Origin of the sequence: Lutibacter oricola (genome assembly GCF_900106565.1) — a bacterium.
GTDB classification, from domain to species: Bacteria; Bacteroidota; Bacteroidia; order Flavobacteriales; family Flavobacteriaceae; genus Lutibacter; species Lutibacter oricola.
On the sequence record NZ_FNNJ01000001.1, the window covers coordinates 787,536 to 810,204 of the forward strand.

Sequence of the window (22,669 nt, forward strand, 5' to 3'; positions counted from 1 at the left end):
GTAAGTTTTAGGCTGAATCCTTTAATTATGAATTTACTATACAAATTTAATAATTAAAAATTACTGTGCGTAAATTTAATGAATTGATAATACAATTGCGTGAAATTAAGAAAATGTTAATTATAATTCAATAAATGCACAGTTTTAAACCTAATTTTGTCATTATTGTGTTTTGATGATCTATAACTTTGAACCATAATTAATAACTTAAAACTTAACTGATGAATAAACAAAATCGAATATGGCTCTTATCTGCTATTTTGATTGTTCTTTGTGTAGGAACAATAAATGCACAAATTAATATAGGTGGTGTGGTTACCGATCAACTCGGTTTGCCAATTCCTGGTGCAAATATTTTAGAGAAAGGAACTACTAACGGAGCAACAACAGATTTCGACGGTAAATTCCAATTAGCTGTGGCTAGTAAAAAATCTAGTATTGAAGTTTCTTTTATGGGGTTTCAAACAGCAGTTCTTCAAGTTGGAGACAAAACTACTTTTACAATTTCTTTAAAAGAAGATGTTGCAGCTTTAGATGAAGTTGTGGTTGTTGGGTATGGTTCAATGAAAAAAAGTGACCTTACAGGTTCTGTAACTTCTGTAAAAATGGATGATATTCCATCTAAACCTTCAAATTCAATTGATGGGTTGCTGCAAGGTCAAGTAGCAGGTGTACAGGTAATTACTTCTTCAGATGATCCTGGAGCTGGAGCAACTGTAAGAATTAGAGGTGGAAGCTCTTTAAATGGAGGAAACGATCCTTTAGTTGTTGTAGATGGTTTTCCTATTGGTTATGCGGGTGATTTAAAACAAATTTCACCTCAAGATATTGCCTCTATGGAAGTGTTGAAGGATGCATCAGCTTCTGCAATTTATGGTTCTCGTGGTGCAAATGGTGTAATTATGATTACTACTAAAAAAGGAGCCAAGCACACAACCGAAGTTACTGTGTCTCAACAAAACACGTTTTCAAGCTTTACTTCAGACTTAAATTTATGGAGAGACCCTGTTTTAATGGCTGAATTAAGTAATGAAAGTCGTATAAATGGTGGTTTTGTTCCTTTATATATTGGAACTGAAGATGCAAATGGAGTTTATTACCCATCTTTAGGAGAATTAAAAGACGGTAGTTGGTCGTACAATACAAAATGGGACGATGTTGTGTTTAGAAGCCCAGTTTCAAACAATACAAACTTAGCTATTCGTAGTCAAACCGATAAAACTCAATTTAGCTTAAGTACAACTCACTTTACACAAGAAGGTGTTTATATTGAAGATGATTATAAAAAATTAAACATAAACCTAAATGTAATTCATAAATTATACGATGGTAAGGTATCAGTTGGAGGTAATGTAATTTATTCAAAAGGAGATAGAACTAATAATAGTGATTTAGCTTACTGGAGAAATCCTATTTTCCCTGTTTATGAAAATAACGATCCAACACAGGATTATTTTTTAGCAGGATCTCAAGATTATTCTCATCCTATTGCTTTGGTAGAAAATAGAACCAATACTAATGAATTTAAAGATTTTATTGGGTCGGCTTTTGTTGATATTCAATTATTACCTTCATTAAAATTAAAAACGCAATTAAACTATAAAACAGGGCAATCTATTACAGATTATTACAACCCTAAAATTTATACAGAAGACGGAACTTTTAATAATGGTTCTGGAGGAATTAATAATTGGGATAGTGAAGAAACTGTTGCTGAAACATTTTTAACTTATAATAAAATGTTTAACGAAAAGCATAAGTTTACTGCAATGGGAGGTTTTTCATACCAATACTATGAAGCTCGTTCATCAGATTTGAAAGCGTACGATTTTTTAAATGAATCTTTAGGAAACGGTAACTTAGCTGCAGGTAATCCAGAAAAACAAACTGTAGCCAACGCTTATACAGAAACGGTAATGTATTCTGGTTTAGGTCGTTTCAATTATGTTTATGATGATAAGTATATGGCAACATTTACAATGCGTGCCGATGGTTCTTCAAAATTTGGAGATAATAATAAATGGGCTTATTTCCCTTCTGGAGCATTGGGATGGAAAATGCATCAAGAAGATTTTATTAAAGATTTAGATGTATTTAATGAATTAAAATTACGTGCAAGTTTTGGTATATCAGGTAACCAAGGTATTTCTCCCTACTTAATTAATAGTAGATATGGACAAGATCAATACTATGTAAACGGTGGGTGGCAAACTGCTATTGGACCTGGTTATGTTGTAGGTTGGGATAGTCAAACTGGTAAAAAAACTTGGGGAGGAATTCCTAATCCTGATTTAAAATGGGAGACTACAAGACAGTTTAACATTGGTGGAGATTTTGCATTTTTTGACAGAAAATTAAAAGTAACATTAGATTATTACAATAAATATACTACAGATTTATTGCGTGAACGTTTATTGTCACCTTCATCTTCATATGATAAAATGTGGGTTAACGATGGTGAAATAGAAAATCAAGGAATTGAATTAACAATTAACGGAACTATTTTTAAGAATGAAGATTGGAGCTTTGGAGGTTCATTAATGTTTTCAAAAAATAAAAATGAAGTTGTTAGTTTAGGTAACGAATTATCTTCAGGTTTAACTACAGATGCTTTAACAGGTATAAAATATGAATTTTCTGGAAGTACTGTTGAAGCTTTTCGTGCCATACCAAATATTTTAGCAGTTGGACAACCAATAAATGTATTCTATGGTTACAGAGTAGATGGTATAGTACAAAGCGAAGCTGAAGGTTTAGCTGCTGGTTTAACAGGAGATTTAGCTCAGCCAGGTGAGTTTAAATATGTAGATTTAAATGAAGACGGTGTTATTGATGAAGATGATCGTTCTATTATTGGAGATCCAAATCCAGATTTTATTGCAAGTTTAAACTTACAAGCTAGTTATAAAAACTTTGATATTTCAATGTTCTTTAACGGTAGTTTTGGACAAGATATTTTTAATACCAAAAGTTTTGGTGAAGCAGGAAATATGCCTTTACGTTGGACACAAGATAACCCAACAAATAGTTACCCAAGTTTAAGAGATGGCCGTACAAATTATATGTCTGATTGGTACATTGAAGAAGGAAGCTTTGTTCGTTTGCAAAACCTTTCTATTGGATATAATCTAAATGATATTGATTTGCCTTGGTTAAAAAGAGGAAGAATATTTGTAAATGGAACTAACTTATTTACAATTACAGATTTTAAAGGATACGATCCAGAAATTGGAACTGATGGAATCTACTGGGGTGGATATCCAAAATTAAGAAACTGGACTTTAGGTGTAGAATTCACATTTTAATTTCAGAAGATGAAAAAAGCATTTACAATAATAAAAGAATTGAAAATGAGACAAATAAAAAATATAATAATGGGATTAACCTTGGTACTAGGTTTTGTGTCCTGTGAAAGTTTAGATGTAGAGCCAAAAGGATTCTATTCTGATGAGAATTTCTATAAAACAATAGAAGATGCAGAAGCTTCAATGTTATATGCATATGATGGTTTAACGCAGGTAAGCTACGCGCCAGTTACTTATTATTTAACTGAGTTAGCTAGTGATAACTGTATTGTAAAACCAGATGAAGGAGCAGATGCTCAAGCGTTTGTAAACTGGGAAGTTACTTCTCAAAATCAATTATTAACTCAATATTACAGATCTTGCTATATTGCTATTAATAGAGCAAATGCAGTAATTGAGAACGTGGAAGGAAGAGGTTTTAACGAAAATGATGAGAACCGTTTATTAGGTGAAGCCTTGTTTTTAAGAGCTTACAATCATTTTAACGCTGTAAAAGCATTTGGATTGGCTCCGTTGCAAACGTCATTAATTGATAAGTTAGATGAAACTACAGCTTCTTTACCTGCAGATATGCAAGTGGTATACGCGTTTTTAATTAGCGATTTAGAAAGAGCAATAAATTATTTAGAAGTAAATAGAGTTGTTGGTCGAGTAGATAAAATTGCAGCACAAGCATTGCTGTCTAAAGTATACTTATTTGCAGCTTCAGCAAAAGAAAGCGGAGTTCCAAAATATGAAACAATTTTAGAAAGTGTAGAAAATTTATATGCAAAAGCTGCTCAATATTCAGGAGATGTTTTATTTAATCAAGGTGAATATAGCCACGATTTAAATCTTCAAAATATTTACAATGTTGAAATGCCAAACGGACCAGAACATATTTTCATATTATCTATGGATAGTTCAGGAACCGCTGAAGGTGATTATTCTAAATTATCAAAATATTTTATTCCTTGGATTGGTGGAGCTACAGTTTACCTGAAAAATATAGACGATAGCTTCTCTCCAACACACGATGGTTGGAGCGTTTTTCAAACTACAGATGATTTATTTACAGCTTACAATACAGATGATTTACGTAGAAATAATTTATTTGTTTCAGAAGTTTTTGATGAAACAGGAGCTTCTTTAGGAACTACAGGAGATGGTGTTGTTGCTTATCCGTTTACAAGAAAGTATATCGACCCTAATTTTGAAGGAGATAAAACAAGCACTCGACCTTATTTATTACGTTATTCAGATATTCAATTAGTATATGCAGAAGCTGCTGCAAATGCAGAGGGTTTAGTTCAGTATAACAATATTAGAAATAGAGCTGGAGTTAGTGAGTTAGCTGATTTAAGTGGATTGTCAAAAGAAGAATTTAGACAATTAGTAATTGAAGAGCGTCAAAGAGAATTAGCATATGAAGGAGATCGTTTATGGGATTTAAGACGTACAAATACAGTGCAGGCTAAAGTAACTCAGGCAGCAGGTTTATCACCAGAGGCAGTAGCGTTTTATCCAATTCCACAACGTGAAATAGATTTAAACCCAAACATTAACTAAAAGGATTCGAAAAATGAAAAAAATATTTAATATATGGCTTATTGTATTAGCAATATTTGCGGTTGCTTGTACAGAAAATCCTCTAGAAGATGTAGAGGGAACTGGTTGGAAAAAAGAGCGTAACATTGTTTCAATTTTAGTTGAAGGTCAAATAGGTACGGCCGTTGTTAATCGTAATTTTGATGAGGCTAAAATTACAATTTATGCTAAATATGAAAACATAAGCGACATTGCTAATGTTGAAATTAAAAATATAGAACTTTCTTATGGTGCAACAACAGTAAATGAAGTAGGAACAACATTAGATTTTACTTCAGGAACTTCAAGTATTTCGGTTGTTTCTGGTGCAGGCGAAACATTAACTTGGGAGGTAACGTTAAACCCATTTAAATCAGATTTAGAAGGTGTTTGGTACGTTGGAGACGCACGTATGTATTGTGATATGTTTACCTGGGAAAGCTGGGGATGGGAAAAGAACGAAAGCATTTTTGGGTATTTGCCAGAATTAGGTCCGGAATTAGATAATACAATTTCTTTTACTGTTGAAGGAGCTGATGAAAATGGTAATCCATTTGGAAATTATGAACATAGCGCAGGTAACGATGGAGAATATGGAAACTTTGGAGATGAAGGCAAAGGATGGGATTTTAATGAAAGATTCCGTAAAATACCTACAGGTAGTGGAACTTGGTTGCGCGATTTTGAACGTAATAAAGTAATTATTACTGATGAAAATAAAGTAGAACACGAATTAGATCTAGAATTGTTGCCTGACAACAAAGTTTCATTAAAGGCTGCATTACCATATTTAGCAGACCAATTTAATTGGAATGATACAGATTGGAGTTATGAAGAATTGGCTCATATGTCTAACCCAATGTGGTATGTGTTAACAAAAGAATATACTGAGCAAACAGGTAATAACATTACATCTTTAGGTGTTGCAAATCAAGTTGGAGATGCTTCAATAGATGTTGATAATAAAACAGTAACGGTTAAAATTGAAGATAATGGGGCTGATATTTCAGCAATTGAAATTACAGCTTTAGGAACTTCATATGCAGCAACAGCAGATAAGGCAGTTGGAGAAATGTTAGATTTTTCTACTGGTAATTCAACTCAAATAACAGTTACATCTGAAGCTGGAGAAGCAGTTGTGTGGACTGTTAATTTAGAAATAGATATAGATGTTAGTGATATTTCAATAGCAGGAACTTGGACTATTGGAGAAATAGGAATTTACTGTGACTTATTTACCTGGGAAAGTTGGGGATGGGATAAATCTGAATTATTAAACAATTATTTATCTGGTGCAAGTAAAGAGTTAGATAATGCTATAACATTTGTTGTTGAAGGTAAAAATGGAGATAATCCTTTTGGAACCTATGAAAATAATGCAGGGTCAGATGGTGAATTTGGAGATTTTGTATCTGATGATGCAAGTTGGCCAGAAACTGATTTCAATTCTAGATTTAGAAAAGTACCAACTGGAGCAGGAACCTGGGAACTAGTAGGAGAAACTGTTACAATAACTGATGCTTCTGGAACAGAATATGTTTTAACCCTAGAAGTAAAAACTGAAACAGAAATAGCTTTAACAACAGTGTTACCATATTATTCAGAATTATTTAATTGGACTGATACCAATTATAGTTATGAAGAAGTAGCGCATATGTCTAATAAAATGTGGTATAACTTAAGTAAATAATAGATAATTTAATCCACTTGCTTTAATGCAAGTGGATGTATAATACTTTAGAAATGAATAAAACAAATATAAAATATATGATTAGCTTTTTATTATCTCTAGTTCTTGTTTTTACAGCTTGTGAAGATGATGATTTAAATGATAAAATAGCTGAGGTTGTTCAAGAAAATAGAGAAATTACTATTACGAACAAAGTTGTTTCGACCAACTTTATTGGTAATGGTGTACAATGGGGAGGTTACGATTTAGTGCCAACCTGGTTAGGTGAAGAAACCTTAAGTGAAGCAGATTGGAATACATTGTTTAATAGAATTGACTTTATGCGACCACCGTTTTTAAGAATTATGACTAATTCTGGTTGGGCGTACGATAATAATGGAGTGTATGATGAAACAACAAAAACCACTTCATTATTTAAAATGTTAGACTATGCACAGAGCAGAAATATTGAAATAACTTATGGAGAATGGGGACACCAATCAACGGGAAATATTAGTGATATTGATATGAACTGGATAGCTAATTCAGTAAAATTTTTAAACCATTTAGTTAATGAAAAAGGATACACAGTTATAAAAACCGTAAATATAATTAATGAGCCTAACGGAAGCTGGGCTTCAACACAAGGAAACTACGATATTTATAGAGATGTTCAGTTAGCTTATATTGCAGAAATGGCAAACTATTCTTTATCTAATGTTAAGTTAATGGGACCAGATATTGCTGTATTTAATACTGCAAGTCAAACAGAATGGTTTACAAATACTGAAACAGATTTAGGTGATAATGTTGGTTTATATGATATTCACGTATATCCAAAGCAACAATTAGTTCGTAATGGTGAGTTTGCAGAAATGTTAAGAGTCTATAAAGAGAATACTCCAGCAGATAAACAAGTTGTTTTGGGTGAAATAGGTTTTAAATATGATGCTGTAGATGCTGAACTTAAATTAGAAAATGAAGAAGCAATAGAAAATGATCCATTTGCAGGAGAAGATTCTAACATGATGGTTTATAAAGCATTCTATGGAATTGATATGGCAGATGCATTAATTCAATCTATGAGAGAAGGTTTTTCTGGTTCTTTAGTTTGGAATATGGATGACGCAATGTATAACAGTCCAGACAATGGAGATTATCAAACAACTATGTTAAAGCGTTGGGGCTTCTGGAATATTTTAGGTGAAGAATTAATAGGCAATGCTTCAGATGAAGCTATTCGTCCGTACTTCTACCCAGTATCTTTATTAACACGTTATTTCCCTGCAGGAAGTGATATTTACAATGTAGAATTACCGAATAAAAAAGGAGTTAGAGCTGTAGTTGGTGTAAATAATGGAAAATATACTATTGCACTAGTTAATTCACATTACACAACTTATGAAATCAATTTAAAATCAGAATTTATTAGCTCGGTTACTTTAAATAAGTATATGTACAAATCAAATTCAGATGGTTCATTTGTGGGTGAAGTTGATAGTAATGGTTTTGCTGCTCCTTCAGAAATTGGAATGAATTTGAATTTTGAAATAGGTGAAAAAATGACACTTGAAGGAGAGTCATTTATGTTATTTACAAATATGGATTAATCTAAAAATAACCAATTATACAAGATTAGTTTAAGTAAAAATTTAGGAAAATTGAAGAGAATGAATACTATTGAAAAAAATAGCACAGATTTGGTACGTTTAAAAAAATATGAAAACAACCCTATTTTTAGCCCAAACCCTGATAATTACTGGGAAAATATTGTAGTTTGTAATCCTGGTGTTTGGTACGAAAATGGAAAATTTTCAATGCTATATAGAGCAGCAGGAGATGATAAAGAACATTATATAAGATTTGGTTTAGCCGAAAGTACAGATGGAATAAACTTTACAAGAGTTTCAGATGAGCCTGTATTTTCACCAAGTATAGATGGACCAGATATGGGTGGAGTTGAAGACCCAAGAATTGTGAAATTTGGTGATGAATATTACATTACATATGCGTATAGACCATTTCCTCCAGGTCAATATTGGAAATTTGGACACGATGAAATTTTATTGCCAGAATCTGGTGAAGACACGCCATTAGTGTATAAAAATAATATTGCAAATTCAGGGTTGGCAATTACAAAAGATTTCAAAAATTACAAACGTTTAGGTAGAATTACAACTTCTAATTTAGATGATAGAGATGTAATTTTGTTTCCAGAAAAAGTGAATGGTAAATTTGTAATGCTTCACAGACCGAAAGAATGGGTTGGTGAAGGTTACGAAACTGATAAACCAGCAATTTGGATTCGTTTTTCAGACGATTTAATGGTTTGGGAAGAGCCAAGTACAATGTTATTAGCAGGAAAAGATGGAACTTGGGAAGAGAAAATAGGAGGAAGCACACCACCTTTAAAAACTAAAGATGGTTGGTTAATTATTTATCACGGCGTTGAAAACGGTGGTTTAGGTTATTATCGTGCAGGTGCAGCTTTATTAGATTTAGAAGACCCAACAAAAGTAATAGGTAGATTAGATCATTGGATTTTAGAACCAGAACATGATTACGAAATTGAAGGGTATTACAAAGGTTGTGTTTTTCCAACTGGTAATATGATTATAGATAATACTTTACACGTATATTATGGTGCCGCTGATAAACATATTGGTTTAGCAACGTGTGATATTAATGAATTATTAGAAGCTTTAAAAAAGTAACATGAACAAATCACTCATCCTAATTATAGTAGTAGCCGTTATAGTTTTGTTTGGTAGCTGTACTGCTGAAAAACAAAAAACCGATATAACAATTTCATTTAACAAAACAGATCAATTAGATTTCCCTTTTATTGGTCACGGAGTTCAATGGTCAGCATATCCACACGCAGATTCTGAAGATGCAGAATGGGGATTTTTAATGACTGACGAAAAATGGAATGAATTATATAAGCGTTTAGATTTTGTAAATCCACATATAATTAGGGTGATGGATATTGCTTCTTGGCGTTACTTTAAAGGTATTGACAAAAATAATCAACCAATTTTAGATTTTGAAACTCAAGAAGTAAAAAGTCTTTGCAAGTTATTGGACTATTGCCAGAAAAATAATATTGAAGTATTATTTGGTGAATGGGGAGCTCCAGGAATGTGGAAATCAGATAAAAAAACAAATCATATCAATTTAGCGAGTGATAGCAGGTGGCACCAAATGATTTCAGAGTATTTGAACTTTCTGATTATTGAAAAAGGTTACACGTGTATTAAATATTACAATTTAGTAAACGAACCTAACGGTTATTGGGCATCTACAGATGGAAATTGGGAAGAATGGAAAGAAGGTTATCAAAAATTAAATAAAGTGTTGGTTGAAAAAGGGTTAGATAAGTATGTTACAATGTCTGGACCAGATGCGGTAACTCAGTGGGATCATCCAACGCATCCAAAAAAGGCACACGATTGGGTGTATTCAACAGTTTCAGACTTAAATGAGATAACTGGTTTATACGATTTTCATATTTATGCAGATCAAGAGTTGATTAGAACTGGAAATTTTATCGATTATTTAAAACCATTTACTTCAAAAATTAATGCAACCAAAAAGCCTTTGGTTTTAGGTGAATTAGGAATGAAGTACAGCGGTGATTTAAAAGAAGAAAACCGAAAAAGAGGCGAGGCAGATCCTTTTGCAGGCCCTGATGATTCATCAATGTTTGTGTACGATTATTTTTATGGAGTTGATATGGCCGATGCAGCAATACAAAGTATGTTGGCAAGTGTTGGTGGTGCAATTGCTTGGGATGTAGATGATGCAATGCATACTGTTGGAGATTTAGGCCAAAAAGATCAATTAAAAAAATGGGGAATGTGGAATATTTTAGCTGAAGAATTTGGTGATTTAGAAGCTGATAAAACTCCTAGACCTTGGGCTTATTCTTGGACATTGCTTTGTAATTTGTTTGAACCAAATTCAACAATTTATGAACCACAGTATTCGGTTGAAAATAAGAGTATTCGTGCAGTAGCTTCAACATTAAATAATAATTTTACAACTGCAATTGTAAACCAGTCAAACTCGATAAAAACAGTGAGTTTAAATTCAGAATTAAATACTTCTAAAGATTTGTATTTATATGAATATGCTGAAGAAAACAGACCTGTTAATGAAGATGGCTTTCCAATTGTAACAAAAAAAATAAAAGCAGAAAAAGAAATGATTGTTGAGGTTAAAGCCAATAGTGTAGTTTTTTTAAGCACAATTTTAATAAAATAATAACCGAAAGGTTAAAGAAATAAAAATGGAATATAATTTAGGAATTGTAGACATAACAGTATTAGTACTGTATTTTATATTTATAGTTTGGTTTGGAATAAAATCTTCTAAAAAAGGAAGTAATTCAACTAAAGATTACTTTCTTGCCGGAAGAAATATGACTTGGCCAATAATTGGGTTTTCATTATTTGCCGCAAGTATTTCGAGTACAACTTTAATTGGAAAAAGTGGTGATGCATATTCTACTGGAATTGCAGTTTTTAATTACGATTTAGTTTCGGTATTGGTAATGGTATTTTTTGCCATGTTCTTTTTGCCGTTTTATATAAAATCAGGAATTTTTACCATTCCTGAATTTTTAGAAAAACGTTTCGATAAACGTTCAAGATATTACTTTTCATTCATCACATTAATTGGTTCTACATTTTTAGATGCAGCAGGTGCTTTATATGCAGCTTCATTATTAATGAAATTAGTTTTTCCAGCATTATCTATAATGGAACTGTCTGTGATTTTTGCCATAATTGTTGCGGCCTATACAATTCCAGGTGGACTTTCAGCAGCCATTAAGGTAGATTTAATTCAAGGGATATTATTGTTGGTTGGAACCTTTATACTAACATTTTTAGCAATGCAAAATGGTGGTTTAGACTATCTAAAAGAGTTACTACTAGCTGATGATACAATGATGAAATTGATAAGACCGAATGACGATTCTTCCGTTCCTTGGCTTGGAATGATAGTTGGTATACCTATACTCGGCTTTTACTTCTGGGGAAACAATCAAATGTTGGTGCAACGTGTGTTAACGGCAAAATCTGTAGACCACGGTAGAAAAGGTATTTTATTAGTTGGGTTTTTAACAGTTTCGTTAATCTTCATTATTATTTTTCCAGCTGTAATTGGGAAACATTTATTCCCAGGGTTGCCAAAAAACGATATGGTGTATCCTAAATTAGTTATTGAGCTAATGCCAACCGGATTATTAGGCCTAATGTTGGCGGCAATGGTAGCGGCATTAACATCATCTTTAAGTGCATTGTTAAATTCTGTAGCAACATTATTTACAATGGACTTTTATATAAAATTTAAGAAAAATACATCGCAAAAAGAACAAGTGTACGTTGGTAAGATTGTATCGGTAGTAGTACTAGTTTTGGCAGTATTATGGGTGCCATTTATTGCAATGTTCGATTCTTTATTAAAATATTACCAAGAAATGCTCACGTACATTGCTCCACCAGTTGTAGCAGTATTCTTTTTAGGTGTTTTTTGGAAACGTATTAATAAACACGGAGCTTTTTGGGGATTAATGGGTGGTGCATTTGCAGCAGTTACAACGGTATTAGCAAAAGTGTTTTTTGAATATGAATTATTGGGAGATATTCACTTTTTATTAAAAGTTCCCTTCTACTTTGTGTTTAGTGCTGTTATAATAATTGTTGTTAGTTTAGTATCGAAACCTGATGATGAAAAACAAATAGCAGATTTTATTTGGACTAAGAAAATTTATAGAGAAGAAACTGAAGAATTGAAAGGAGTTCCAATCTATAAAAACTTTAGAGTTTGGTCTGTAATTTTAATAGTATTCTGTTTCTTGGTTTTATACATTTATCAATAAACTTAAATTATGAAAAATATAAAAAATATATTGTTTATTGGGTTAGTTTTAATTACAATGAACACGTATTCACAAGATAAGAATTTTCATATTTATTTATGTTTTGGACAATCTAATATGGAAGGTTCTGCAACTATTGAGGAGCAAGATAAAGTTGGTAACAAACGTTTTAAGGTGTTACAATCTTTAGATTGTGATAATTTAGGATATAAAAAGAATGAGTGGAGAACTGCAACACCGCCTTTAAGTCAGTGTTATGTTGGTTTATCTCCAGCTGATTATTTTGGTAGAACTATGGTGAAAAACTTACCAGATTCAATAAAAGTTGGAGTGATAAATGTAGCTGTTGGAGGGTCTGATATTAGAATGTTTGATAAAGACTTGTACAAAGATTATTTAGAAACTTACCCAGAAGATTGGTTTACAAAAAAGATTGATGATTATGGTAGAAATCCATATAGGCACTTTATTACTTTGGCAAAAGAGACTCAAAAAGTTGGAGTAATAAAAGGAATATTATTACATCAAGGTGAAACGAATCAAGATGATGAAAATTGGCCAAAATATGTAAAGGCTGTTTATGAAAATATGCTGAAAGATTTAAACTTGAATGCTAAAGATGTTCCATTATTAGCTGGTGAAGTAGTTCACGAAGAACAAAAAGGAGTTTGTGCTAGTATGAATCCAATTATTAATAAACTTCCTGAAGTTGTGCCAACAGCTTATGTTATTTCATCAAAAGGTTGTGAGGTTAGAGACGATATGGTTCACTTTAACTCGAAAGGAGTTAGAGAATTAGGAAAGCGCTATGCTGAAAAAATGCTAGAGCTAAAAGGAATTTTTTGTAATACAAAGAAAAAATCTTGTTGTCCTTCAAAAATTAAGTAATATGTAATTAGGTTTAAAAGTATTGATGCAATTTAATTTTTGTGTTGATACTTTTTTTAATTTTAAAAGTATGTTTTATAAAAGTATCTATAATCTAAAATTTGTTGTTTTATTTTTGATAATTTCTTCTTGCAACCAATCTCCAAATGTCATTTCTAAGAAGCTGAATGTTGGTTGGGAGTTTAAATCTGTTCAAGATTCAATTTGGATGAAAGCATCTGTGCCAGGAACAGTACATACCGATTTAATGGCGAATGGAATTATTGAAGATTCATTCTATAGATTAAATGAAAAAAATCAGCAATGGATTGATAAGCAAGATTGGGAATATAAAACTACATTTTTAGTTGATGAGCACCTTCTTAAAAAGGACAAAATTGAACTTAATTTTGAAGGATTAGATACCTATGCAAATGTATATGTAAACGATTCTCTTATTTTGAAAACCGAAAATATGTTTATCGGTTATACTACAGATTGCAAACAATATTTAAAAGAAGGAAATAATGAATTAAAAATTCTATTCGATTCACCTATAAAAATAGGGCTTAAAAAAAGAGCTAAATTGGGTTATCAATTACCAAATGCAGTAAATGATCAGTCCGAAAATGGAGGCTTGGGTAAAAAGCAAGTATCTATTTTTAATAGAAAAGCTGGTTATCATTTTGGTTGGGATTGGGGTCCACGTTTGGTTTCTAGTGGTGTTTGGCAAGATGTAAATTTGAATGCTTGGGATAAAGCAAGTATTAGCAATGTACACATTCAGCAAAAAAAACTATCTAGTGAAACCGCAAATTTATTAGCAGATATAAAAATTGAAGCTACAGAAAGTTTTGAAACGCCATTACTTATTAAAGTAGATTCAGAATTAATTTACGAGAAAAAAATTGAGCTCAAAAAAGGAATAAACAATATTAAAATACCTTTTAATATTGACAGTCCAGAATTATGGTGGACTAATGGACTCGGAAATCAAAAATTATATACTATTTCGGTTGAATTAAAAAAATGGAAACAAACTTTAGCTGTTAATTCAAATAAAATTGGATTAAAAACTTTAAAAGTAGTTCAAGAAAAAGATACTGTTGGAGAAAGTTTTTATTTTGAATTAAATGGAGTTCCTGTTTTTATGAAGGGAGCAAATTATATTCCTCAAGATGTATTTTTAAGTAGAGTTTCTGTTAAAGATTATGAAGAAACCATTCAAAATATGGTAGATGCAAATTTCAATATGATTCGAGTTTGGGGAGGTGGAATTTATGAGAAAGAAATTTTTTACGATTTATGTGATAAAAATGGAATTCTAGTATGGCAAGATTTTATGTTTGCCTGCGCAATGTTTCCTGGAGATGAAGCCTTCTTAGAAAATGTAAAAAAAGAAGCCGAATACAATGTAAAGCGCTTACGAAACCACACAAGTATTGCACTTTGGTGTGGTAATAACGAAAATCTTACAGCTTGGAAAAATTGGGGTTGGATTCCACAAACCTTAAATAGCCAAGGTCAAGAAGTAGTAGACAAAGTTTGGAAAGGTTATACTGATGTTTTTCACGAAATATTACCAGAAGTGGTTGAAGAATTTGATAATGATACGTTTTATTGGGCATCGTCACCAACATCTGCAAGAGGTGTAGATGCTACTTTAACTTCGGGCGATTATCATTATTGGGGAGTTTGGGGACAAAAATCACCATTCTCAACTCTTAATGAATTTATTCCTCGATTTATGTCGGAATATGGGTTTCAATCGTTTCCAGAATTTGAATCTGTAAAGAAATTTACGGTAGAAGAAGATTGGGATATTTATTCTGAAGTAATGAAATCACATCAGCGTCATTTTTCCGGAAATCAAAATATTGAACATTATATGAAGCCTTTGTATAAAGACCCAAAGAATTTTGAGTCTTATTTATACGTAAGTCAGTTATTGCAAGCTCGTGGAATGCAAATTGCTATTGAAGCTCACCGTAGAAATATGCCTTATTGTATGGGAACATTGTATTGGCAAATTAATGATTGTTGGCCAGTTGCTTCGTGGTCTAGTATAGATTATTATGGAAATTGGAAAGCTTCACACTATAAAGTGAAAGACTTGTACAAACCAATTAAATCAATGTTTTTTAAGACAGAGAATGAAATAGAATTACATATTATTTCGGACGAATTGGAAGAAAAAACAGCAAAATTAAAAGTGTCTGTAATGGATTTTAAAGGCGTTATATTAAACACTTTTGAAAAGGAAATTGAAATAAAACCAAACTCAAGTAAAATCTATTTTAATAATGATTTGGTTAAGTTAGTTTCAAAATACAACAAATTTAATATCTTTATATTTGCAGAGTTAGTTGGTCTAGAAAATAATGTGTTTGACGAAAGTATTTACTTTTTTGAAATGCCAAATAAATTAGAATTAACAAAACCAACAATAGATATTACTGTTTTAAAAACATCAAGTAAAAAGGTTGTTGTTGAAGTTAAAGCAGACGTTTTAGTAAAAGATATTTGCTTTACTGCTCCATTTTCAGGAAGATTTTCAAATAATTATTTTGATATGATTCCAAATAAAAAGTATAAAATAGAATTTATTTCAGAAGAAGAATTAAGCCCAAAGAAATTAAAAGAAAACTTAGAGATATTGTCGTTAATTGATACCTACTAAATATTATAAAACATAACTAATATGAAATTGAATTATCCAATTAAATTTAACCCCATTTTAAAAGAAAGAATTTGGGGTGGAGAAAAACTAATTACAACGTTTAAAAAAAAATCTGAGAAAGCTAACATCGGCGAAAGTTGGGAAATTTCAGATGTAGAAGGAGATGTTTCTATAGTTTCTAATGGAGCTTTAAAAGGTAAAAGTTTAAGAGATTTAATAAAAGAATTTAAAGGCGAATTTATAGGAGAAAAAGTTTATAAACAATTTGGAAATGAATTTCCTATTCTAATTAAATTTATTGATGCAAAAACACCACTATCTATTCAGGTTCACCCAGATAATGAATTAGCAAAAGAGCGTCATAATTCATTTGGAAAAAATGAAATGTGGTATATAATGGATGCTGATAAGGACGCTAATTTAATTGTTGGTTTTAATAAAGAAGTTTCTCAGCAAGAATATGTAAAGGCGTTAGATGAAGGTAAAGTTTTAGAAATTTTAAATTCAGAAGAAATAAAAACAGGAGATACATTTTATATTCCTACAGGTAGAGTTCACGCAATTGGAGCAGGAACTGTTTTAGCTGAAATTCAACAAACAAGCGATATTACTTATCGAATTTATGATTATGAGCGTGTTGATGCAGATGGTAATCAGCGTGAGTTACATACTGAGATGGCATTAGACGCTATAGATTATAAATTATACGATAATTATAAAACAGCTTATAAAGTAAGAGAAAATCAATCTGTCGAGTTAGTACATTCTCCATATTTTAAAACAGATATTATTGAGTTAAAAGGAGAACTTGAAAAAGATTATAGTAAACTAGATTCGTTTGTTATTTACATGTGTGTTGAAGGGGCTTTGGAAGTTGATTGCAACGGAGAAAAAATTCTAATGGAAAAAGGTGAAACTATTTTATTACCAGCAGCTATTAATAGTGTTAATTTAAATTCGGATTTAGCAACAATACTAGAGGTTTATTTATAGGATTTTTATTTTATAATTACATAAAGTATATAGAAAAGACATAAATTAGTTATGTCTTTTTTTATGTTTTAAACTATAGTTTAGCCTATTTTATTGGTGTAAATAATTTGTTTAATACCAGGGTATTATCGGTTTTAGAAAGTGTCGGTTTGTAAATGATAATACTGTAGCTGATAAAACTATGGAAACTACCATAAGTGGATTTAACTCACAAGCGGATATAATATGTGTATAGCTGTTTCTCCTACTAATAATAGTATAATTATTGGTGGAGTTAGAGGTTCATTTACAGGAAGCTCAACATTATATTTCTTTAATCGACAATAATTAACCATTCATCGATACTTAGATTTTACTAATCTAATTTTAAGTTTTAGGCTATTATCTCGCCATATATTTGCAGTGTAAATAACAACAAAGTTAGACACTTATTTAACAAAATATATAAAACATTAAAAACTTAAAATCATGAAAATTTCAAAATTATTTATCGCAGCTGTTTTGTTTATCGCAACTTCAAATGCTTTTGCTCAAGACACAGAAAAAGATTCTCATTCTTTAAAATTAGGTGTTCCACAAGTAGCTTTATTAGATATCGAATCTACAGTAGCTAAAGCAATTTCATTAAAAGCAACTGCACCAACAGAAGCAGGAGAAAAAGTAGAATTCAACCAATCTAATAGTGATTTATGGTTAAACTACTCTTCAATAGTAGGTAATGAATCTTCAAGAGCAATTACGGTACAAATTACAGATGGTGATGTACCAAGCGGAATTGACTTAACTGTATCTGCTAATAAATACGAAGGAGATGGAGAAGGAACAATGGGAGAAATTGCTGAGAAAAGTATTGTGTTAAACAACAAAAAAGCAACAAACATTATTAAAGGAATAGGAAGTGCTTATACTGGAAATGGCGCTAAAAATGGACATAACTTAACCTACAGAATAACTCAAAGCGAAGATAAAGATGCGTATGCAAATTTAAACTTCGATGAGTCAACAACACTAACAATTACTTATACATTATCTGATAACTAATAGAAAGTAAATAGATTGAATTAATAAATAGATTTTTAACAAAAGGGTAGAAAAAGCCGTTGCAATTGCAACGGCTTTTTTGTGTTAGTTATAATGAGTTTTTCCACAGCACTTTTTAAATTTTTTACCACTATTACAAGGACACGGACTGTTGCGGCTTATTTTTGTTTTTGCTGTGTTTAAATTTCGAGCAGACATATCTTGATTGAAAACCTTTTCTAATAAATTGTATAATTCAGGATGTTTACGTTCTAACAGTTTGGGACGTTCGAAAAAATATTCACTTGCTACAGAGAAAAATTCAGCTTTGTTAGTTCCTCCATAAGGGTTAATGTCAGATTCTCCATCATAAATTTCATCAATTTTTTTGTTTATTAAATCAATCCAAGGTATGGCATATTGCTTTTCCATAAGTAACGATGGAATACCATCAATTACACCGCCAGTTTTATCTATTAAATGAACAAACTCGTGAATAGCTGTATTTTTTTTGTCTGATTCATTTTTAAATCCGTGCTGTAAAGCTTCTTTAGAAAGTATCATAATTCCTTCCATATAACCACTTCCAACCATTCCTAAAATACGTCTATCTTCACCTTCTGTTTCAAACTCTTTATTGAAAGCATTTGGGTAAATTAAAACTTCGTTAATGTTGGTGTATTTCCAATTGTTAAAACCAAAAATTGGAATTATTGCACTAGATGCTACTAAAATTTTATCGGTAATATTAACTGTAGTTTCAATTCCTGTTATTCTACAATTCAGTAAAAATTCTTGAACTTTAAACTCAAATCTATTTTTTTCTTCTGAAGAAAGCGCATTATAAAAAGTAATTTTTTGAGTTAAAATTGATCTCCACTCTTTTGGAAAAGGCTTTGTTGGTGAAATCCATTTAGCTTTGTTTTTTCGTTTCCAAACATAAAAAACCAAACCACTTAATACTATAAATGTTATTATTGGAACCATACTATTTGTTATCTAATATTTTAAAAACCTTCATTGTAAAATATTTCTTGAACTGCTTTTTCATAATTTTTAATGTTCTTAGCTTTTTTTATTTTTTTTAAAGCTTTTGGTGTTTGTTCAAATAAAGGAATAAAGTATTCCCATAAATGGTACATTTTCAAAAGAATATGAGTTGCTCCAGATAAAGACTCACTGTATCCTTTATATAAAGTATTATGAAATTGATGCAACATCTCCAATTTGTTTTCTGGATACTCGAAAGTATTATTTTTAATCATCAAAGGTAAAAAAGGGTCAGCAATAAGGCCTCTACCAATCATCCAATGGTCTATTGAAGGAAAACGCTCTTGCATTTCGTTAAATTTTGCAACAGAAGTTATATCTCCATTATAATACAGTTTGTGTTTAGTGTTTTCAACACATTGCTGAAAAGCATCTAAATTAACGCCGCCTTTGTATAATTGTTTTCCTATGCGAGCGTGAATTGCAATGTTTTTTAAAGGATATTTATCTAAAATTGGAAGTGTTTTTAAAATTTCTTCAGCATTTTCGTAGCCTAAACGCATTTTCATAGAAACTAAAATATCACTTTCAATATGAACTTTATTTAAAATAGTATCAATTTTTTCTGGGCTATTAATTAATCCAGAGCCCATTCCGCATTTTGTAACCATTGGGTAAGGGCAACCAAGATTCCAATTTAACTCTTTGTAGCCAAGTTGTTTTACAAAATCTGCAACAAATAAAAACTCGTCTGCATTATTTGTAATTATTTGCGGTATAACTTCTAAACCAATATTGTTTTCGGGTAAAATGTCACGCTCATAAGCAGCTTTTATTTTTAGTTTCCCGTTAAGCCTTATGTAAGGAGAATAAAAAGTGTCGATACCTCCAAAAATTTTATTTTGGGTATTTCTAAATTTAAAATCTGTAAAACCTTGTAAAGGAGATGATAATAATTTGTAGCTCATTGTTGTTGAAATTCTCCATCGTTTTGGAAAAGTTCAAAATTAACCAAAAAAAAGCATATAGAATCTATTGCTTAACAGCACATGAAATTGATTATTTAATATTAGAAAGTTGATGAAACCTTATTGTCAAAATTTAATTGCTGATTCAATTTTTAATAAACTCTAAATTATTTTGGATATCGTATATTTTTTATAGGTAAAACACAAATAAAAAACATTGATTTCTTTTGTAAGTAATCATCATATTCATTTTGTTTTTATAAATAGAAAAACTAAAGAAGTTATATGTAGTTGTTAAAATGTTAAAAAGCTGTAATATTTTTGTGCTTTTTTTAAAATATTGAAATGTTTTTAGCTCTTTTATGTAATATGTTTAAAGTAGAAATATATTGAATTTTTGGTTGTGAAAAATTAGAATTGTTGAGTAAATACGAATAATAATATTTTGTAAAAAACATTAAAATGTAATAATAACTAAGAATATGTGAAAAACTTCTTTGGGTATCGTATATAAATAATAATTAAATTGAGAAGACTATAGTTTTTTTTAAATTTGCTGCCATTGTTTTAACTATAGAACTATCTATGGTTGTATTTATACATAAAATTAAAATTAAGATTAATGAGTACTACATTATTTGATAAAGTATGGGATTCGCATGTTGTTCGTAAAATTAAAGACGGACCAGATGTGTTTTTTATTGATAGACATTTAATTCACGAAGTTACAAGCCCTGTAGCCTTTTTAGGGTTAAAAGAAAGAAACAATTCAGTATTATTTTCAGGTCGTACATTTGCTACAGCAGATCATAATACCCCAACAATTAACCAACATTTACCAGTTGAAGATCCGTTATCGGCTAATCAATTAAAAGCCTTAGAAGAAAACTCTGCAGAGTGGGGAATTTCTCATTGGGGATTAGGTCACCAAAATAATGGTATTGTTCACGTTGTAGGGCCAGAAAATGGAATTACACTACCTGGAGCAACAATTGTTTGTGGAGATTCACATACATCTACACACGGTGCTTTTGGTGCAATTGCTTTTGGTATTGGTACTTCAGAAGTTGAAATGGTATTGACTTCACAATGTATTATGCAGCCAAAACCTAAAAAAATGAGAATTAACATTACTGGTGAACTTGGTTTAGGAGTTACTCCAAAGGATGTTGCATTATTCATTATATCTAAATTAACTACATCTGGTGCTACTGGTTATTTTGTTGAATATGCAGGTGATGTATTCAAACAAATGTCTATGGAAGGCCGTATGACTGTTTGTAATTTAAGTATTGAAATGGGTGCTCGTGGAGGTATTATTGCTCCAGATGAAAAAACATTTGAGTATGTAAAAGGTCGTCCGTTAGCTCCAAAAGGTGCAGATTGGGATAAAGCAATGACTTATTGGGAAACGTTAACAACAGATGAAGATGCTGTGTTTGACAAAGAGTTGACTTTTAGTGCAAGTGATATTGAACCTATGATTACTTACGGTACAAATCCGGGTATGGGAACAGGTATTTCAAACAATATTCCAAGTGCAGATCAGGTTGAAGGTGGAGAAGCTACTTACAAAAAATCGTTAGATTATATGGGGTATGCTGAAGGTGAAGCTATGATTGGTAAACACGTAGATTACGTATTTATTGGAAGTTGTACCAATGGTAGAATTGAAGATTTTAGAGCGTTTGCATCTATAGTAAAAGGAAAAAAGAAAGCAGATAATATAACAGCTTGGTTAGTGCCAGGTTCTCATATTGTTGAAGCAAAAATAAAAGAAGAAGGTTTATTAGATATTTTCCACGAAGCTGGATTTGTATTGCGTGAACCAGGATGTTCTGCTTGTTTAGCAATGAACGATGATAAGGTTCCTGCAGGAAAAGTTGCAGTAAGTACTTCAAACAGAAACTTTGAAGGACGTCAAGGACCAGGATCAAAAACATTATTAGCAAGTCCACTAGTTGCTGCTGCTACAGCTGTAACAGGAGTTGTAACTGATCCAAGAACATTGTTGTAATTGAAAGATTGAAAATTAAAAAATTAAATGTTTAGGTTTTTCTTGTTTAATAAAACTAACAACTAAAAACCAAGAACTAAAAACTAAACAAAATGGCTTACGATAAATTCGAAATATTAAAAAGTTCTGCGGTTCCATTACCAATAGAAAACGTAGACACAGACCAAATAATTCCAGCTCGTTTCTTAAAAGCAACAGAGCGTAAAGGATTTGGAGATAACTTATTTAGAGATTGGAGATACAATCCAGATAATACACCAAAAGAACAATTTGTTTTAAACAACCCAACATATTCAGGGAAAATATTAGTTGGTGGTAAAAACTTCGGTTCAGGTTCATCTAGAGAGCACGCAGCTTGGGCAGTATACGATTATGGATTTCGTTGTGTAGTATCTAGTTTCTTTGCTGATATTTTTAGAGGAAACTGTTTAAATATTGGTGTTTTACCAGTTCAGGTAAGTGCTGAATTTTTAGATAAAATATTTAAAGCAATTGAAGCAGACCCTAATACAGAATTAGAAATTGATTTACCAAAACAAACTATTACTTTATTAGTTACTGGTGAGCAAGAATCTTTTGATATTAATGGGTACAAGAAAGAGAATATGTTAAATGGTTTTGATGATATTGACTATTTAACAAAAATGAAAGATGAAATAAAAGACTTTGCTGATAAAAGACCATTCTAAAAGGTTTTTTAAATCGTT

Annotated in this window: 15 protein-coding genes; 13 read left to right on the forward strand and 2 right to left on the reverse strand. The window is 31.2% G+C overall.

Annotated features, from left to right (window positions below):
* Nucleotides 1-221 precede the first annotated feature (221 nt).
* From BLU40_RS03160 to BLU40_RS03210, 11 genes are all read left to right on the forward strand, one after another.
* Nucleotides 222-3,305 (forward strand): SusC/RagA family TonB-linked outer membrane protein, encoded by a 3,084-nt coding sequence (locus BLU40_RS03160; RefSeq protein ID WP_090119620.1) that lies wholly within the window; start codon nucleotides 222-224, stop codon nucleotides 3,303-3,305.
* A 45-nt stretch (nucleotides 3,306-3,350) separates the two neighbouring features.
* Nucleotides 3,351-4,853 carry a RagB/SusD family nutrient uptake outer membrane protein gene (locus BLU40_RS03165; protein ID WP_090120341.1) on the forward strand — a complete coding sequence of 501 codons (1,503 nt, stop codon included), beginning with the start codon at nucleotides 3,351-3,353 and terminating at the stop codon, nucleotides 4,851-4,853.
* 13 nt (nucleotides 4,854-4,866) lie between these two features.
* A complete protein-coding gene (locus BLU40_RS03170; protein ID WP_090119622.1) occupies nucleotides 4,867-6,561 on the forward strand; it encodes a hypothetical protein in 1,695 nt (564 codons plus the stop codon).
* Nucleotides 6,562-6,614: 53 nt separating this feature from the next.
* Entirely contained in the window at nucleotides 6,615-8,150 is a 1,536-nt protein-coding gene (locus BLU40_RS03175) for a hypothetical protein (RefSeq protein ID WP_090120343.1), read from the forward strand.
* 60 nt (nucleotides 8,151-8,210) lie between these two features.
* Nucleotides 8,211-9,254 (forward strand): glycoside hydrolase family 130 protein, encoded by a 1,044-nt coding sequence (locus BLU40_RS03180; RefSeq protein ID WP_090119624.1) that lies wholly within the window; start codon nucleotides 8,211-8,213, stop codon nucleotides 9,252-9,254.
* A 1-nt stretch (nucleotide 9,255) separates the two neighbouring features.
* A complete protein-coding gene (locus tag BLU40_RS03185; RefSeq protein ID WP_090119626.1) occupies nucleotides 9,256-10,806 on the forward strand; it encodes a hypothetical protein in 1,551 nt (516 codons plus the stop codon).
* Between the two features lie 25 nt (nucleotides 10,807-10,831).
* Nucleotides 10,832-12,427, forward strand: a complete 1,596-nt coding sequence (locus BLU40_RS03190; RefSeq protein ID WP_090119628.1) for a sodium:solute symporter — start codon at nucleotides 10,832-10,834, stop codon at nucleotides 12,425-12,427.
* A gap of 9 nt (nucleotides 12,428-12,436) precedes the next feature.
* Nucleotides 12,437-13,315, forward strand: a complete 879-nt coding sequence (locus tag BLU40_RS03195; RefSeq protein WP_217633378.1) for a sialate O-acetylesterase — start codon at nucleotides 12,437-12,439, stop codon at nucleotides 13,313-13,315.
* A gap of 70 nt (nucleotides 13,316-13,385) precedes the next feature.
* On the forward strand, nucleotides 13,386-15,974 hold the full coding sequence (locus BLU40_RS03200) for a beta-mannosidase (RefSeq protein WP_090119630.1): 2,589 nt from the start codon (nucleotides 13,386-13,388) through the stop codon (nucleotides 15,972-15,974).
* Nucleotides 15,975-15,995: 21 nt separating this feature from the next.
* Nucleotides 15,996-16,967, forward strand: a complete 972-nt coding sequence (locus BLU40_RS03205) for a type I phosphomannose isomerase catalytic subunit (protein WP_090119632.1) — start codon at nucleotides 15,996-15,998, stop codon at nucleotides 16,965-16,967.
* Between the two features lie 468 nt (nucleotides 16,968-17,435).
* Nucleotides 17,436-18,008 (forward strand): hypothetical protein, encoded by a 573-nt coding sequence (locus BLU40_RS03210; protein WP_090119634.1) that lies wholly within the window; start codon nucleotides 17,436-17,438, stop codon nucleotides 18,006-18,008.
* 84 nt (nucleotides 18,009-18,092) lie between these two features.
* Here the strand turns inward: BLU40_RS03210 and BLU40_RS03215 are convergent, their stop codons facing one another.
* Complete coding sequence (locus tag BLU40_RS03215) at nucleotides 18,093-18,974, reverse strand: M90 family metallopeptidase (RefSeq protein ID WP_090119637.1); 882 nt, start codon at nucleotides 18,972-18,974, stop codon at nucleotides 18,093-18,095.
* Nucleotides 18,975-18,994: 20 nt separating this feature from the next.
* Nucleotides 18,995-19,945, reverse strand: a complete 951-nt coding sequence (locus BLU40_RS03220) for a tRNA-dihydrouridine synthase family protein (protein WP_090119639.1) — start codon at nucleotides 19,943-19,945, stop codon at nucleotides 18,995-18,997.
* 622 nt (nucleotides 19,946-20,567) lie between these two features.
* On the opposite strand from BLU40_RS03220, the gene leuC reads away from it, so the two are divergent.
* A complete protein-coding gene (gene leuC, locus BLU40_RS03225) occupies nucleotides 20,568-21,962 on the forward strand; it encodes a 3-isopropylmalate dehydratase large subunit (RefSeq protein WP_090119642.1) in 1,395 nt (464 codons plus the stop codon).
* Nucleotides 21,963-22,054: 92 nt separating this feature from the next.
* Nucleotides 22,055-22,651 (forward strand): 3-isopropylmalate dehydratase small subunit, encoded by a 597-nt coding sequence (leuD, locus tag BLU40_RS03230; RefSeq protein ID WP_090119645.1) that lies wholly within the window; start codon nucleotides 22,055-22,057, stop codon nucleotides 22,649-22,651.
* The last annotated feature ends 18 nt before the right edge of the window (nucleotides 22,652-22,669 follow it).